Annotated in this window: 11 protein-coding genes; 6 read left to right on the top strand and 5 right to left on the bottom strand. The window is 40.7% G+C overall.

Going from position 1 to position 15,356, the window contains the following annotated elements; all coding sequences use genetic code 11:
- Positions 1-354 precede the first annotated feature (354 nt).
- The 3 genes from E0E36_RS08515 to E0E36_RS08505 are packed head-to-tail and all read left to right on the top strand — an operon-like array spanning position 355 to position 3,427.
- Positions 355-1,014 (top strand): hypothetical protein, encoded by a 660-nt coding sequence (locus tag E0E36_RS08515; RefSeq protein ID WP_130855599.1) that lies wholly within the window; start codon positions 355-357, stop codon positions 1,012-1,014.
- Positions 1,011-1,694 carry a hypothetical protein gene (locus tag E0E36_RS08510; protein WP_130855598.1) on the top strand — a complete coding sequence of 228 codons (684 nt, stop codon included), beginning with the start codon at positions 1,011-1,013 and terminating at the stop codon, positions 1,692-1,694. The genes E0E36_RS08515 and E0E36_RS08510 overlap by 4 nt, the downstream gene beginning before the upstream one ends.
- Positions 1,691-3,427, top strand: coding sequence for a hypothetical protein (locus E0E36_RS08505; protein ID WP_130855597.1), 1,737 nt, complete (start codon positions 1,691-1,693; stop codon positions 3,425-3,427). Before E0E36_RS08510 ends, E0E36_RS08505 begins: the two co-directional genes overlap by 4 nt.
- A gap of 137 nt (positions 3,428-3,564) precedes the next feature.
- Here the strand turns inward: E0E36_RS08505 and E0E36_RS08500 are convergent, their stop codons facing one another.
- Positions 3,565-7,383 (bottom strand): hypothetical protein, encoded by a 3,819-nt coding sequence (locus E0E36_RS08500; RefSeq protein ID WP_130855596.1) that lies wholly within the window; start codon positions 7,381-7,383, stop codon positions 3,565-3,567.
- A gap of 225 nt (positions 7,384-7,608) precedes the next feature.
- Between E0E36_RS08500 and E0E36_RS08495 the strand changes: the two genes are divergently transcribed.
- Entirely contained in the window at positions 7,609-8,883 is a 1,275-nt protein-coding gene (locus E0E36_RS08495) for an AlbA family DNA-binding domain-containing protein (RefSeq protein WP_130855595.1), read from the top strand.
- Positions 8,884-8,894: 11 nt separating this feature from the next.
- On the opposite strand, the gene E0E36_RS08490 is transcribed toward E0E36_RS08495, so the two are convergent.
- The 4 genes from E0E36_RS08490 to E0E36_RS08475 form a co-directional block, all read right to left on the bottom strand.
- Positions 8,895-10,625: a hypothetical protein gene (locus E0E36_RS08490; protein WP_130855594.1), complete on the bottom strand. Its 1,731-nt coding sequence runs from the start codon at positions 10,623-10,625 to the stop codon at positions 8,895-8,897.
- 94 nt (positions 10,626-10,719) lie between these two features.
- Entirely contained in the window at positions 10,720-11,517 is a 798-nt protein-coding gene (locus tag E0E36_RS08485) for a hypothetical protein (RefSeq protein ID WP_130855593.1), read from the bottom strand.
- Between the two features lie 2 nt (positions 11,518-11,519).
- The gene (locus tag E0E36_RS08480) at positions 11,520-12,662 is read right to left on the bottom strand and encodes an AAA family ATPase (RefSeq protein ID WP_130855592.1); all 1,143 of its coding nucleotides are present in this window, start codon (positions 12,660-12,662) and stop codon (positions 11,520-11,522) included.
- Between the two features lies 1 nt (position 12,663).
- Positions 12,664-13,806, bottom strand: a complete 1,143-nt coding sequence (locus E0E36_RS08475; RefSeq protein ID WP_130855591.1) for a DUF262 domain-containing protein — start codon at positions 13,804-13,806, stop codon at positions 12,664-12,666.
- Positions 13,807-14,602: 796 nt separating this feature from the next.
- Between E0E36_RS08475 and E0E36_RS27700 the strand changes: the two genes are divergently transcribed.
- Both E0E36_RS27700 and E0E36_RS08470 read left to right on the top strand, forming a co-directional pair.
- Positions 14,603-14,773, top strand: coding sequence for a hypothetical protein (locus E0E36_RS27700; RefSeq protein WP_165446947.1), 171 nt, complete (start codon positions 14,603-14,605; stop codon positions 14,771-14,773).
- A gap of 334 nt (positions 14,774-15,107) precedes the next feature.
- Positions 15,108-15,353, top strand: coding sequence for a hypothetical protein (locus tag E0E36_RS08470; protein ID WP_130855590.1), 246 nt, complete (start codon positions 15,108-15,110; stop codon positions 15,351-15,353).
- The last annotated feature ends 3 nt before the right edge of the window (positions 15,354-15,356 follow it).

Here is a 15,356-nt window from a genome sequence, read left to right as displayed (position 1 = left end):
TAAAGCTATTAATTTGTCGTTTGCATTGCAAAAAAATCGAATAGCTAATTGTCCAATCAGATCAGGATTTGTTCTGATGCTCAAATCTCACCGGCAATTTGGAAACGTTTCACGAAAGTGAAGTTGAAAGGCTTCCCCTGGTAAATTCCAGAATTGTAATTGCGCGAAAAAAAAATCTTTACTTCCGGTTGCCAATACCAAAATAATACTTAAATTTATAATGGTTATGCTGACATCATAAAAACGGAAGTTTCCCTAAGCCTAAACAGATAAGTAGCCATTGCAGTGAATGTCTTTCCTTATGTATTCAGCCCCAAACGATGAATACAATCAGTTAAAAACTAATTTCATATTATGGCCCCAAATGTCGAACAATTGTCGGCAAATATGCTGTACACCATCGTCACCATCTTATTTGCATTAAGTTTAATTTCAGAACGGGTTTCCAACTTAATTAAACTTGCCATCCCTGACACACGCAATCGGAACTATTCCCCGCTGAGAGAGAAGAAACGCGAACTCCAGGTTCAGCTAATCACGATCGCCAGTGGCCTGCTCGTCTCTTTCATTGCAGGAGCGGATTTCTTTGGTCTAATAAAAGGACAGGGATTGATCAATATCTGGGAAATAGAGAAGATCTCCGGACGCTCCGCTGTAGGAATGCTCCTTTCCGGATTCTTTATCAGCTTGGGCTCCAAGTTCTGGCACGATATGCTCGATATTGTACTGGAGTTTGCAAACCTCAAAAAGTTCCGTGTACAACAGGCCGCTTCCCAAGCGGAAAGCAGTGAGCTCGAAGCCTTGGCAGCAAAAGTAAAGGTTGTAGAACCCAGGCTAAAACAGATCGATGCTTATGCAGGCTATGATTTTGTCGGCACCACGAACAAGGTAAACCTAAAATTCGATAAAGGCTTTAAAGCTACGGGAGATCAACAGTCTTTGTTGGAACAGGCATTGGGTAAGGACCGATACAACATCATTTCAACCGATCACCAAACAGGCACGAGCAAATGATCCCGCTTGGCAGACCGGTTTATAACGCGATCAATCCTCCACGCGATCATGAAAATGAAATTGTGAAAGGGACAATCGGTGGCAAAGTCTATGGAGAAAACGGTCAGGAATACCTGCTCACCTGTTTCCATTGCATCAAAAATCCGGCCTTGGACTATGCCCATTTCCGCATCGATAATACTAACAACCTGGTTAATATCATAGACGAACAATACATGGAACTAACACACTTTGGTCAGGTCATTGAAGCGAAAAGGGATAACCGGGTAGACGTGGCCCTCATACAGGCTAACTATCCCGTTGCAAACACCATACCGAAGGTCGGGAAAGTGAACGATAAACGTATACTCACCAATGCCGATAAAGGTAGGTACGTGCTTCGCAAATACGGCCAGATCAGTAAATACACCGAAGGTACATTTCTTGGAATATCCGACTCTATTGGAGCTCCCTATGGGACCGGTACGGCAAAGCACTTTTTCGATCAATTGATAGCAATCGCCAGTACGGAAGGTGATTTTGCAGTCGAAGGAGATTCCGGCGCCTTTGTCCTCAGCGAAACGAACGATGTGGTCGGTATCATTGTCATCGTGGACAGAGCAAACCGGGTAAGCTACGCAATCCCCATTGAAGAAATTCTTACATCATTCACCATACCCCTAAAAATAAAACACCCATGAAACTAATTTTACTCGTTATCCTCACTTGGATTTTCCCTGCCATCCTTTTGGGTCAGGAAATTCCGGACAATGAAATCCATTTTTCCCTGAAATCGGAAAAATTGGAGGCCTCAAGTTCACTTAATCCCGAACTACCGATCATGCTAGTGCTGAAAGAAGCTGACAGCCTCAAACAGGGCACTGCTCTACAGCTGGACATTGAATATCCCGGTAGAACAATCCCCCCGTATGCCTTTAACTGGAAACATCAGCCCATTGAGATTGATCAATTTGTTGCCATTGTTCCCAAAACAGGTAAATTAACCGTAACATTATCGCAAACAGTCGGTATTTCAAAAAAGTTATTGAACCGTTTCACCATAGATCCTGCCGGCAAGGTTTCCCATGATGAAATAGGTGAGATGCCCGAACCTGTATATTATGATCCAAAAACCGTTAAATTGGAATCGTTCAATCCTAAACAACTCCCACAGGGACAAGTGGTAGTTTATCGTCCCGGATTAAATCAATATCGGGTGTTTTCGGATGGTAATACCGTGAACGGGTTACGCTTTCCCGCATTCGCGGAAAAAAATGATCCCAAGCGCGGAGTAGTTCTTCTGATCGACAACTTCAACATTCTGAAATACTCTATTAAGGCAGAACACAGTTTCAATAACCGCTTTACCGAAGTGCCCGCCCTTTTCGGGACCGTAACATCACTTATTTCCGGAAGTCCAACAACGGCCTCCAAAGCAACTAAGAACATCGAATCGGAGATTTATAAAATTGCCCAACTGAACTCTGACCTGAAACGCTTACTGGACGAAGATGAAATTGACTTTGAAAAGGCCAGAAAGCAGGTCTTACGAAACGTCAATTTAAATTTCGGCGCGCAGAACGGCATCATCGATATCACTTCGGGCTACCGCGCAGCCAAGGAGGCGGTCATAGAAGAGCAAAAATCCAAATCGAAGGACCCTTACACTTCCGATAATTTTAACAGGGAATTTCAGCAGACCTTACATATTCCCCTAACACCGGACTCCCTGGTTGACGAAACCGTTAAATTATATGAAACATTTATGGCAGCCAAGTTCCGGTTTGCCAGTAAAATCATTCAATTGGAAAATGCCGATGAAGTTGTTTTTAATCTTGATATCAAAGGAAAGGATAAAGTGCTCAACGCATTCCAAGTCCCTGCTCAATCCTTCGCCGTACCTATACATGGTGGCATAAAGGTAGACTTCAGTACCGGCTTTTATTATAGTAATATAAAGAATGAGAAATATGCATTGCGTGACTTTCAGGTCAACGACACAACCTCGATGAAAGAACTTGTCCCGGATGGCGGAAGCGGAGGTACAGTAGGCATTTCCGCACTGGCACATATATATCCACGTAATTTGATTCCCTATGTATCGCCATCCCTTACCTTCGGTGTCGGAAAATCGCTCGATGTAAATTATTCGCTGTTACTTGGTGGAAGCATTATTATTGGAAAGGCCCAGCGATTGGTTCTTTCAGGGGGTTGGAACTTTACCAACCGAAAAGTACTTTCTGCAGCAAACTATACCAATGAGGGAAATTTCAAACCACTTCCAACTTCAGAAACCGAAGTGAAATATCGCTCCGACTTTAAAACGGGTTGGTTTGCCGGCATCAGCTATAACTTGGGCCTGGGTAGTAAAAAGCAGGAAGCAAGTGCCTCGACTGAGGAAGAAACAACAGAAAAAGAAGAAGAAAAGAAATAGTAATCTGGATTTAGGTTATCGTAAAAAAATGAGCCACATCATCTACAATCATGTGGCTCATTTTTTAGTTTATCTATGCTGACACAGGGCGACCTTATGGTTACTTTAATTGAAAAAGATCAAAATCTCTCCTTCTTTCAGTTCTCATTCCCTTCCTTGATCTGTTCTTTTTTTATTGCTATTACCGTTCTTTCAACCATAGCTTTCGCCCATGGTTTAACTTCGTTAAGTTCGCTATTAATCAATTGTACAAATAAGTCTTGCAATTGCCTAAAATAAGGAATAATTGAACCCATACTACTAAATGAATGCATATTCGCATTTAATTGATCCAGCACATTCTCATCATTGCCAAAGTTCGCCAAAAAGTCCATTGCAAATGGATGCCACTTCAATGTGTCTCCTTCCCTTGTTTTAAAGGGCATTACGTTGGCTATCCGATGTCTTACTAAAGGGGGTTTTTGTCTACTCCATTCAATGATAAAATCTTTTCTTTCCCCTTCCCAAATATTTAGTACCGGGCCTCCCTCGCCGAAAAAGTTCTTTTCCCCACCTAAAGCGAACTGAAACTTAATGAAGGCTAGTGGATGCGAACTGAAAATGGCGCCGAAAGTATCCCAAACATCGAAGAAATAGGTATCCAACAAAAACTTGCTGACCGCTTTAACCGTGTTATCTAAGGAAGCGGTTGATTCCCTTAAATTAAAATGCTGAATTATTTGACCTGCAACTGAATTAGCTAAGGCTACATCCGGTTCGCCGCCCAAAAGTTTTGTCAGGCAATCTGACCAGGCCGTAGCCCGAAGCGTATGTTGGTTATCTTTAACAAGCAGAAAATTGTCACGTAGTATAAATTCCCTAAACTTCTCCTTAAACAAGTTGAATCGTTCAGCATTTTGGAAACAATGCGAAAATAAAATGGCAAACGATAACCATCGTGCTTCCGGGGAATAACTTGCGAGCTTATCAATAAACAACACAACGTCTTCATTCTTCAAAGTACTTGATTGAAAGCCGAACTCAAATACCCGAAAGTGGTAGATCGGAAAATTAAAGTCATCAACCAAATGGAACAGGGACATAAAATCTTTTATTCCCGCCCTTGGAAATGATCTTGTTAGGTTAAATGCCAAATGTCGAATATGGGGCATTTCTATTACCCGGTGTAGCACATAAGTGAAATAATCCGGATCGTTGATTCCTAACAATAAGCCGTTCAGGAACTCGGGATTGATATCAGCTGCGGGTATTTCATTCAGAAGCTGCAGTGTCAATTCAACCAAACTCTTCCGATCAGGGAATACTTCCGCGATTTTTCGGCCAAAGGAGAAAGACTGCCTTTGCTCCCCTTTTAGCAGATCGCCCAGATAGGGTAACCATTCCAATCTTTCTGTTATCAATTTTACGGCAAAATCTTCTGCTGCTTTTTGACCGGCATACATACCATCAATCCGGGTTGCCGCCTCTAACCAGTCCGGCTTACTTACTTTAAGTACCAATTGGGATTTAATATCCAAAGGAAGCAACTCCTTGAGCACTTCATTAATGTCCAAAATCGCTTTTTCCGGAAATCCGTTGCTTTTCCTTTCATCTCTGTTTACGATAGATTTAAGAGACGAAATCGCTTCCTGCCAGACATCCTCCCTGACTTTATTTACTGCCAATATTACATCCTTGATCAGATCAAATTTTCCACTTCGGGTAATGCCGTTGATGTTCTCTGCAAGTATTTTCTGGGCTTCACCTTGAAACTGCCCTGGTGTCATGGCTTTTTCTGCCAATATACCAATGATTGCTTCCCAATACGCTATAATTTCGCCCCCACTTGGATGGTAATCCTTTAACTTTGGCCCACTTCCCTGTTGATCGGCGCCGCTCAACCTAACAAAGCGGTCGCTTCGCAGCCCATTTTCCAGCGCTTTAAGGACTAAAGATTGAGCATCCGGATCGCCATTTCCCAAGGCCCAATGAAGCAACTCCAAACGCTCCTTTAACGAAGCCTCAGTCCCGGACAACAAGATTCGGAAAAGGTGGATAAATTGGTTTGTTGCATTATTGGCCCAAGTTTCATTCTCTCCCATGGCAAACCCAAAGAGCAATTTAGCAGCTCCCAGAAAGGTTTCCCTCCGGAAACAAAGCTTTTCCAACGCCCAGATTAGATTACGGCGCCCCTCGGCAATCTGCCTAAATCCCTCTTTATCCAGGCTTCCTAAGCTCTGCTCAATCGCGGACAGAGTAGCCACTGGATTCACTTCTACCACATAGCGGAAGAGAAGTGAACCCAGCTTTGTATTGAGCACTTCCGCGTTAACAAAAGGGCTGCCTGGGCCCCATACATCATTAACAACCTGTTTTGCCGCATCCAACTGATCCAACTGCGATAGGCGTTCGACCATTTGTATGCCCATATTCTTGTCCTTCAGCTCATTCAATAACTGGACAGTGATCGTTCGAGGAGTATTTAACCAGAATTCTGTGGCAAGTTTCATTGCCAACGGAGTTGGGCGTACCATAATAGAGGTCCCCCGCATTTCCAGGATATGGTCTAAGTACTTTCTTACAATTCTATAAAATTCCCGGCTTCCAACTTCCTTGGCACATATTTTTGTACGCACGAACTCAGATTCTTCTTCCAATATCGCCCGCTCTTCCGGCGATAAAAGGTGGACATGATCGTTATGGAGAAAGCCTACACGCGAGAAAACGGAAATTGCCTTGATCACCTCATATTCAATAGGATCTTCTTCATTTCCAGCAAAAATCAATCTATTTATGTATCGGGAGGGAATTTTTTCGGTTAAACCGGCTGCTCCATGTTCAGCATACCCCTTGATAAATAGTGCAGCCATTTGGGGGTACCCCTCCGAAAGGAGAACAAGGAAATCCTTTTCTCCCTGGGGAAGCGCATTTCCGAAATTCTGTTCAATTATTTTAGCAACAATATCCCGTTGTTCGTTCCGATCCAAGCGAATCAGGGAGCGCTCTTCGGAGTTTAAACTAAAATCGATGGTTACAATGCCGATATTCCCGCCCTCCGCAGCCACGCAAATTTTTGCATGATCAGCGTCACTGCAATTATCCACCACGATAACACCGGTCATGACCTTCGAATGAGACATTAGAAAGGTAAATATTTCCTTAACCTCACCCATACTGAGATCGTAGTAAACCACCTGTTGTTGCAGTGCCTTTATCTCATCTGTATCACCGCGGAAAGTCTCCAAAACCATCCTTGTTTTTCCTAATCCTGACTGTCCCAGCACCCGGATCACCCGCCCCGCCTCGACCTGCGACCTGATAAGAGCGCGTTTCTCATCCAACTGGCTATTCGTCTGATAAGGGATACCATTTTGCCTTGTAAAGCGACTATCCCAGTCTTGCCATAGCTGGAAATTTAAAATACGATGTATTCCTAAGCAACTCTGTATATAGGTAACAGCCGCGATGTGTTCATTGACCCACTTTTTAATACTTTCGGCATCATAAACCAATATGCGATCGTAATTGGGAAAACCGGCATCAGTGATCGCCTCTTTAAATTTTTCGATCCTCGGCTTCATTATGTGCTCATTCAGCTGGCGACTTGTAAACAGAATATAATATCCTCCTGCAGCAACGACCTCTTCCACATTAGGTTTCAGTTTACGCGGACTATCTGGCTCTTTAGGTAGTAACACTTCCTCGTAGCAACTTTTGGGTGCCAGATCCTTCGCCTTACATTGAAACATCGTAAAGGCTGAGGGAATCCAGGCTGTTTTTTCCGGTCCCGCTTCCCATTTTATTCTACCGTCTTCCCCGCCATCCGGGACGTTAATATTGCTAGGCACCTTAATTCCCGGGCTGTTAATACCATTTTTTTTGGCGTCCGCAGTGAGTAACATATCCAATAGCTTAGTCAACTCGTAATCTTTCAGCCTCGTGATATGTTCAGCCATAATTTCGTTAATATGGTTCATTTTAGTTGATCAAAACCTGAACAGAAAAATAATTTTCACGTATTCCTGCGCTCCTAAAATACCTTATTTTCCTAACATTTCCATAGTTTGTTATGGCTTTATTCAACTTAAAATCGCTTTTGGCAGATTGAGTAAAATTGATTCCGCAGGCAACATTTGCTTTTGATACGCTGATTTCAAAATGTTATATTCGCAACTATATTTGTTGAGCTTAACCTTCTCAAAATGACGACTGAAGAATTGATAACCCATATCGATGGCCAAAGAGAACACCAGAACCTGGACTTTAAAGCAGATTGCCCTTGGGATGATAAAAAATATGCAAAAGACTTTTTAGCGTTTGCAAATGTAATGGATGGAGGGTCTATTATCGTCGGTGTGGAAGAAACTCATACAGGCTTCAATCCAGTGGGTGTATCTCCAGAAAACCTGTCCACTTATAATGCAGATATTATGAAGGATCAACTCCGCCGGTTTGCTGATCCTACTATCGATTTTAAGGTATCCTATCCGATTGATAATAACGGAAAGCAGTTTGTTGCCATTGAAATATTTCCATTCCGGGAAATGCCCATAATTTCGAAAATAAGTATTCCCGGCGCTATACAGCATAATGTAATCTATTACCGAAATACAGATAAACGAACTGAAAGTGCTCCCATTTCAAATGCCCATGATCTGCGCGACATTATTGAAATGGCTGCGGTACGATTAATGCAAAGGAGGAGAAGTTTCGGCTATACAATGGCCGAATCTGTAGAATCCGAATTAAACCGGGAAATTGATTCACAATCTCCTACATCACATATAGAAACAATTAGGTCTCGGGGCCATTGGCTACTTCGCTTTCAACCTCTCAAAAAGGCTGGTATTGAACCGCTGTCAGAATGCTTGCATTTAATAGACAGGAATAAAGTTTCAATGGAATGGACATTCCCGCAGGTCGTAATATATAATATAAACGGCCGTGTTTTCCCAAGCGAACATAGCTACCACGGTGAATATTCCATTGGAGATCGAAAGGAAAGCTGGAATTTCTATCAATCCGGCCAATTTGTGTACTACGGAGCTCTTGTGGAAGACTGGCTGGCGGAATCGCCTTATCGTAAGCAGATGGCTGAAAAATTCAGACCTGGAGACATTCTGTTCATCAAAACCTCCCTCATCCACTTCATTACCCAGGTAATTGAATTTTTATCTCGCCTCTGCGTTGAGAAAATATATGATGAAGGTGTCCAGATCAGCATTTCCCTTAAAAATACTAAAAACCGGACATTGTATATTGACGATGAGAATTCCTCATTTTTCCTTACACCGAAAATCACCGGCGCAGAATCGATAACCTATACTGAAAAGCTTACGGTCGCAGAAATTCAGGAAGGTGGACATTGGATATCCAATAAGATAATTCTTTACTTTTTGGAACGATTCGGTTATGCACCAACCAAAGAAAGGATCATGCAGGATCAGCAACGACTTTTGTTACGTTACATGCGCTAATTAAAAAGATGCTAGCTAGTGGGGGATTGATTAAATAAGGTGGCATAATCCTCCCCTATCTTTTTAAAGATAGAGCCAAGATTATAATTGGGATATTTTTCCGCATATTCAAAAATAATTGTGCGAAACCGACCAACCAATAGCGGAAAGGTCTCCTTCATTTTTAGGTGAGATCTATTGTTGATTTTATTTCCGTGGAGCCTTTGGTTACGCAGGTCATAGGCTTCCAATAAATTGTGTTCGTAATACTTTTTGTGCCGCAACAGGATATTCTTCGTGATTCGCCGCCGCTTGATGATATCCTTCAAAGATTGTACAGAAGCCCGTTCTACGAGTTCATCAAATAATTCTGGCCTTCTACCGTAATTAAGAACTTCTTCATAAGTCAAGCCAATATCCTCGGCGGAAGTGTTGATTGGATGAAGTACATTTCTTACATAAGAAGCTATCATCTTACCGTGCCATTCTTCCTCATGAAGTATCAAGGCCTGGCTGATAACCTCTATAATCCCCGTATCGTTTACATCGGTAAGGAGGCCCTCCAGGTAACTCCACAATAATCCCACATTTGTGTTCAGGCGTGCTTCCACAAATTTTGGCTCTTGGTTCAGGAACTCAACTTTTGCCTGGGAATCACAGCCAGCAAAAAACTCGTAGGCATTATCCTGGAGCCTTTCCAAATCATAATGAGACACGAGATGGCTTCCTCTTTTAGCTGTAAGCCGCCAACCGAAAAGTTTCATATCCTCGGTATCGAAAACCGCGTCTTTTTCTAATATCAAACGACAGTCAATGATGCGTTCAATATAACTTAGGGTTGGCCGCAAGCGATCCAATGCCAAATTGATACCGTTTGTGACTGTTACGCTTCGTACTGGAACAAGACACAATGTATCACCTTCATTTAATTCAAACCACTCTCTAATGGTCTCTTTCTTCCTTGCCAGAAAATCATGAAAAGATGACATCGACTCGTGGTTTGAAGAAAGAAACTGGATGTTGTTGTGTTTGAAGATTGTATCAGGTGAAAAAGCAATCCCGCCTATTCTGAAAATTAATACCATATCCCGTTCTTCTTTATCATAAAAAGAATGGATTGCCTTTAAACATTCATTCAGTCCCCGGTTCTGAAAATACGATTTCTTTTCCTCTTCCGAAACTTCAGTAGGATAAGGAAAGCTTAAATAATCGTCTGTGAATATTTCCGAAAACAATCCCGCTACCTCACGTTGAGATCGACGCTTCAATAAAAGTTCCGAAGTTATTGCATCAATACATATGTTTATAGCTGTTTTGTGTACTGAAAGGTCGCATCCACACTGTATCATTTTAATAACCGACTCCAGATTCCTTAATAGAAACTGCTTTTCAAGAACATCAAATAAAGATTCGAGTTTACTACGCCCATCCAACAACAGCGCTAAACTAAGTGGTTTCCCTGTATTTAAATACCGTTTAAACAGATCCATAATATCTTGATGTCCCTCAAAATCATTCAGGTACCCCTCAGACAATTGCAAAAATTTTTCAACGTAAATACGGATATATTTATTCGCCTGCTTTACGGGATTAGTTCTCAAGTGAAAGAGAATCTTGTGCAAAAGGGAGGGAAGATTATCCAGTTCTTTATCAGCAAGGACGCTATACCCATAAAGATTGAATTGAAACATTTCTGCAAAGTAGTTCAATTTGATCTCCTGGATCGAAGCATTCGGCAATTTAACCCTCTTTAAGCCATACATAATAGTGAATAATTTACTCTAAACAATAACTCTTCCGGTGATGCCATTAGTTCCATAATAAAATTATAAAGAGTGCAAACACCTGCTGAGCAAATTATAATATATCACCAATCTTCTTCCGGTTATCCTGGGAATTTGGGATATTCTGACCAGTCATATCACGTTCACCTAAATGGTTGCCGATACTGTCAAACACCTCATAATGCTGTTTATTTTCCCTATGAAAAAAATCATAATACCAATAATGTCCGGTTTGCAATTCTACGTAAATTCGTTGATTGCGATATCTCTTATTTGTTGGTTCGAACATACTTGCGTCATCAAGGGAAAACCCTGTCTGGCTGAAGGAAGATGTCAACCAGTATTTGAGTTCCTTTTCGTTATCTACAATTGGGATTTTTAGCATAGTTGGGAAAGTCCGCGAAAACGCATAATCCTTTACTATAAAGAGCGTATTACGCTGTCCGTGCTCTATCCCGCCTCCAATATTGAGAATAGCAAATGAAGTTTGGGGAGCCTCAATGATGCTTTCCGTTGCATGTACGAATATTGGTGGAAGATCATTAAACGCGAAATTTAACAACTGCATATAATGAGCACGATAATCAGCTTTTAAATTACCTGTGATATCCTGACTGCGATACTTAAGTAAAGCCCGGAGATTACTTGAAATTTCATTTTTGTTAGTTTCACCGATAATAACTTCAACATTAGTAAGAAAACGCGCCACGTTAGTGGAATCATAATAAAAATCAACATCGCCAGTATCACGTAGCAATGTTTTAGCGAGCTGGATTCCTCTTACTAGGTCCATATATTGATCAGGGTCTTCTCCCAGCGCTAAAATGGCATCATCAGAATCCGGAAAAACTAAATAAGCATTAATAGGCATTTTTAAAATCCCAATAGAATTTTTAAATCTTTGTCCGACTGGTCAAAAAAATCTTTAGGTTGGTTATCAAGCCTTCCGCCTGCTAAAATATTAATTGTTTGCGTCAACGCATTATGCTTTTCTTCGTCACGGTAGAAATGATGAATTTTAACATCCTCCCTATTAATACCGGAACTGCCTGACTCAAACTTCTTGCAAGCGACCAAAATCCCATTGATGATATGGTCGCTATGTGTTTCAAGAATTATCTGAATTCCATTATGTGCTGCTAGTGCCAAAAGCTCTGCCATTTTTGCCTGCCCTTTTGGATGCAAATGGGCTTCCGGATTCTCAATTAAGAGCAGCGAGCCTTGTTCGGCACTCAGAACGGCTACAATAATTGGCAATGCATAACTTAAACCAAAGCCAACGTTTTCTGCAGTAAATTCATTTGTAGTCGAAAAATCATTCTTCCGCTCAAATTTATAAAGCAAGGTAAATGATTTCCCGTTAGGTACGGGTACAACTTGAACACCGGGGCTTATTTCTCTTTCCCAAGCTGTGGTCTGGCTTAATAAATCATCAAATTCTGAATTCGGGTTTTTGAGATTGGGGAATCTCAGCCCTTGTTTATTCTCAACACCGTAATGATATAGAAAATGCACAGCGAGCTCACCTTGCCCTTTTATGATGGACAACTGTTTTTTAATTTCAACTGCATAGGAGTCCAGCGGATAAGTTTCTCTAGGCGACAATCTAGCAGCACTTAAATATTGGAAGTTCTCATTAAAAATACTTTCTATACTATAATCTTGCTGAGGCTGTGTAATATGAGGAATGAAATTTTTATTATGCTTATTATCAGCAGGTTTAAATTCCCATTTAAGCTCACCAAGCTTATCCGATGTTAAGGTAAAGCCAATTATATCATCATCCGCATATTGATAGAGAGCATCACCGATAAACCCGATATCACATAGTGGTTTGTTAAGCTGGAGACCAGCCGTAAGTACGTTGTTCTCAAATGATTGCCTTAACAACAACAGGGATTGGAATACTGATGATTTTCCAACGCCATTAATACCCGTTAAAATATTAAGATTCCTCAGTTCAAGACGGGTATTACTATGCGCCTTAAAATTCTTTATGAAAATTTCCGAGAGCATTTTAGTAGTCTATTGTTTCTTTTATAATTCGCGAGATCTCAGTAAATCTTGTCTTTACATTGTCTTTGTGTCCCGTTCCCGACGAAAGGGCATAAAAAAATCTGTTATCGTTATTAAGTTCAATAAATTTTCTCTTAAAAACATCTGCAACATTCTTTAACTTATTGCGCTTATCGTCCGAAAGCTTAGCGAATGAAACACTGAGAACTTCGAATAAAGCTTTATTTATAGGTTTTCGCCGATCATCTATATGCTGCCGTTTACGGAACGCATCATCCCCAAAAATGAATATAGCGGTTTCCATTGCTGCAATAAAGTCCTGCTTGATTTGCGTTAATTCATTAATAGATTTTCCATTGATGGAGCTCATACCTTTCGTCATAAAACTATCAAGATCGGGCTCGTAATCAGTAAACGGAATTAAATAAAAGGAAACGAACCTGGTAGTAAAATCTCGGTCCTCCATTCTATTAGATTTGATAGAATATTGGGTTGCCCTTTTGAATTCATCCAACTCAGCCAATTCCTCAACAAATTTTGCCGGTGTTCCCTGGTTCAGGGCATGCCTAATTTCCTGGGGTTTTAAAAGAAGACCTTCTGTATTAATCCGTTTAAAAATATTGAATTTTACAACATCCGGAGTTCCTTTTTCCACAACATAAACCGTAATCGGCGTTTGAGATATTCTTCGCTGCAAGTCCCTTGGTAGATCGTCATATCCATATTCATTAAACTGATGAAGAAATTCAAGATTTGACAACTTCATTTTTTTATCCACAGCGAAGTTCTTTAATGCACTGCAGCGTTGCAAACCATCGATAACTTGCCACACAACCTTTGAACTGAACATGTCGTTAGACTCAAAGGTAACTTCGTCGAAATAAAATGCAGGAAGTGGAAGCCTCAATAAGACAGATTCAATTAAACGACTTTGTTGTCCCTCGCTCCAGAGATCACTTTTCCTTTGAAATAAGGTAAAAAAATTAACTTCATTATGAGCAATTTTATCAATAAGCTCACCCAGTGTGAAAGGATCGCGACGGATGCGGATCAAGTTTGGATCAAAAGGAACCTGGATCGGCACCGTACTTTCGTCCGTGACTTCAATTAAATTTTCATCATTCAAGATGTCGTCAGTTGTCATTTCGCTCTTATTGAATCTTACTACTTTTATGATTTGCTTTCCATTTTACCCTACTTGGTATTGCTGAAAAAGTCCACGCTAGGTAAATCCATGTAAATGTAAAAAAATAGTTCCACCTTTGAGTATGCTTAAAAGGAAGACTGAAAGATTTTCCGTCCCGCGGTTAATGCTTTCTATTCAACATTACTTTAAAATGCGATAGTTTTGAGTTTAACTCATTATAGAATATAAAATTTCAGTTATATACTGCAATTGTCGCGATTCACTTCACGGGTAAGCTTATAGCGGCTTCTAGTCACATTTACAAATTCACATGCGCTGGGGGGCGGCCATTTTTAAATTAACGAGCGGGGAATACCTAGTAAATTCTGAATTCTTCACTTTTACCCTATAGCACTTTTATATTTCTCTCTTAAAACTCTATCCAAAGTAGCCCGAAAATCTCATACAGAGCAAAATAGTTTCCAGTAGAAGGCAAATAGAAATTTAGCCTTCTACTGTCTTCCATTCTGGAAAACCGAGTTATTAAAAGAGTGTTGTTTGCGGAGGCTCCATATGGTCTACTCCTAATGGTAGTCCTGCATTTCCCCAATTCTTATACCTCGTGTATGTGCGACCTGCAAATTTCTTTATTCAGCCTTTTGCAAATAGTACTTTTCCTTACAATAACACGTTTATATAGTGTGTCACTTTATTTCGTGCGATTAGCTTTTGCGAAGGTAAAATTACCTCACTTTGAGCTTCTTATATATTAAGCAAAAGCTGCACAGCTAAAAAAATATATAATAATTGAACAATGAATCCAAATCAGGTAAAAGGCAAAGTACTCCTAGCATTGCATGACGGCAAGGATTATTCAAAAAAGAATCTGTTGGAAAAAGTGAATGAAGATGAAGGGACATTGAATTTGATTTTAGGCGCGTTGGTTTGGAAACACCCTCATTGGCTTAATGGTAACCCCATTTAACATGCTAGTGATTCTGGTTGTTTCGGCATTTTCAGTGTTGGCATATTATTTATATTGTGATGCAACTATATTGTGATGCAACCCTCCCAGCCTAATAACGCAAATCTAGTACAGAATCCAAAGAGTAACGGTTAATACGATCGATGCAGCCAACTTCATTCATGAGTTTTCACGTTAGGAAAATAAGGTAACAATTATCATCACTCCCACGGAATATCGTCAATTCAACACCAGCTGCATGATGTAAAACTGCAAAATCTCGGTAAATTTTGATTTTTCATAAAAAAAATTTAAATTAATCCAATAGAAATATCACTATCTCTTGCGTCAAAAAATGGGAAATCTATTAGGCAATGAGAAATTCAGCCTTGTGTATCAGGGCGTACGCCTGATGGTTCGGGAGCTGACCATTCAGGATCAACAGGTCTACCGCATCGTCTTTGATGACGGACGGGACGCGCTAACCATTACAAGGGCTTCAACTGCTAAGGGACGCTCCTGGACGAGTATTCCACAGGGCCGGCTGAAAGAGGCTGAAGCGATTGGCAAAATAATTGAAGCACATTTAAAGGGAGGATAATAT

Origin of the sequence: Olivibacter jilunii (assembly GCF_900607235.1) — a bacterium.
Lineage (GTDB): Bacteria > Bacteroidota > Bacteroidia > Sphingobacteriales > Sphingobacteriaceae > Olivibacter > Olivibacter oleidegradans.
The sequence above is the reverse complement of the archived record's forward strand: the minus strand, read 5'-3'. Positions and strand labels throughout refer to the sequence as shown.

Bases quoted from the DNA above. Each gene is read 5' to 3' on its own strand.
- E0E36_RS08515 (WP_130855599.1), top strand. From the start codon at position 355: ATGGCCCCAAATGTCGAACAATTGTCGGCAAATATGCTGTACACCATC.
- E0E36_RS08510 (WP_130855598.1), top strand. From the start codon at position 1,011: ATGATCCCGCTTGGCAGACCGGTTTATAACGCGATCAATCCTCCACGC.
- E0E36_RS08505 (WP_130855597.1), top strand. From the start codon at position 1,691: ATGAAACTAATTTTACTCGTTATCCTCACTTGGATTTTCCCTGCCATC.
- E0E36_RS08500 (WP_130855596.1), bottom strand. From the start codon at position 7,383: ATGAACCATATTAACGAAATTATGGCTGAACATATCACGAGGCTGAAA.
- E0E36_RS27700 (WP_165446947.1), top strand. From the start codon at position 14,603: ATGAATCCAAATCAGGTAAAAGGCAAAGTACTCCTAGCATTGCATGAC.
- E0E36_RS08475 (WP_130855591.1), bottom strand. From the start codon at position 13,806: ATGACAACTGACGACATCTTGAATGATGAAAATTTAATTGAAGTCACG.
- E0E36_RS08485 (WP_130855593.1), bottom strand. From the start codon at position 11,517: ATGCCTATTAATGCTTATTTAGTTTTTCCGGATTCTGATGATGCCATT.
- E0E36_RS08495 (WP_130855595.1), top strand. From the start codon at position 7,609: ATGACGACTGAAGAATTGATAACCCATATCGATGGCCAAAGAGAACAC.
- E0E36_RS08480 (WP_130855592.1), bottom strand. From the start codon at position 12,662: ATGCTCTCGGAAATTTTCATAAAGAATTTTAAGGCGCATAGTAATACC.
- E0E36_RS08470 (WP_130855590.1), top strand. From the start codon at position 15,108: ATGGGAAATCTATTAGGCAATGAGAAATTCAGCCTTGTGTATCAGGGC.
- E0E36_RS08490 (WP_130855594.1), bottom strand. From the start codon at position 10,625: ATGTATGGCTTAAAGAGGGTTAAATTGCCGAATGCTTCGATCCAGGAG.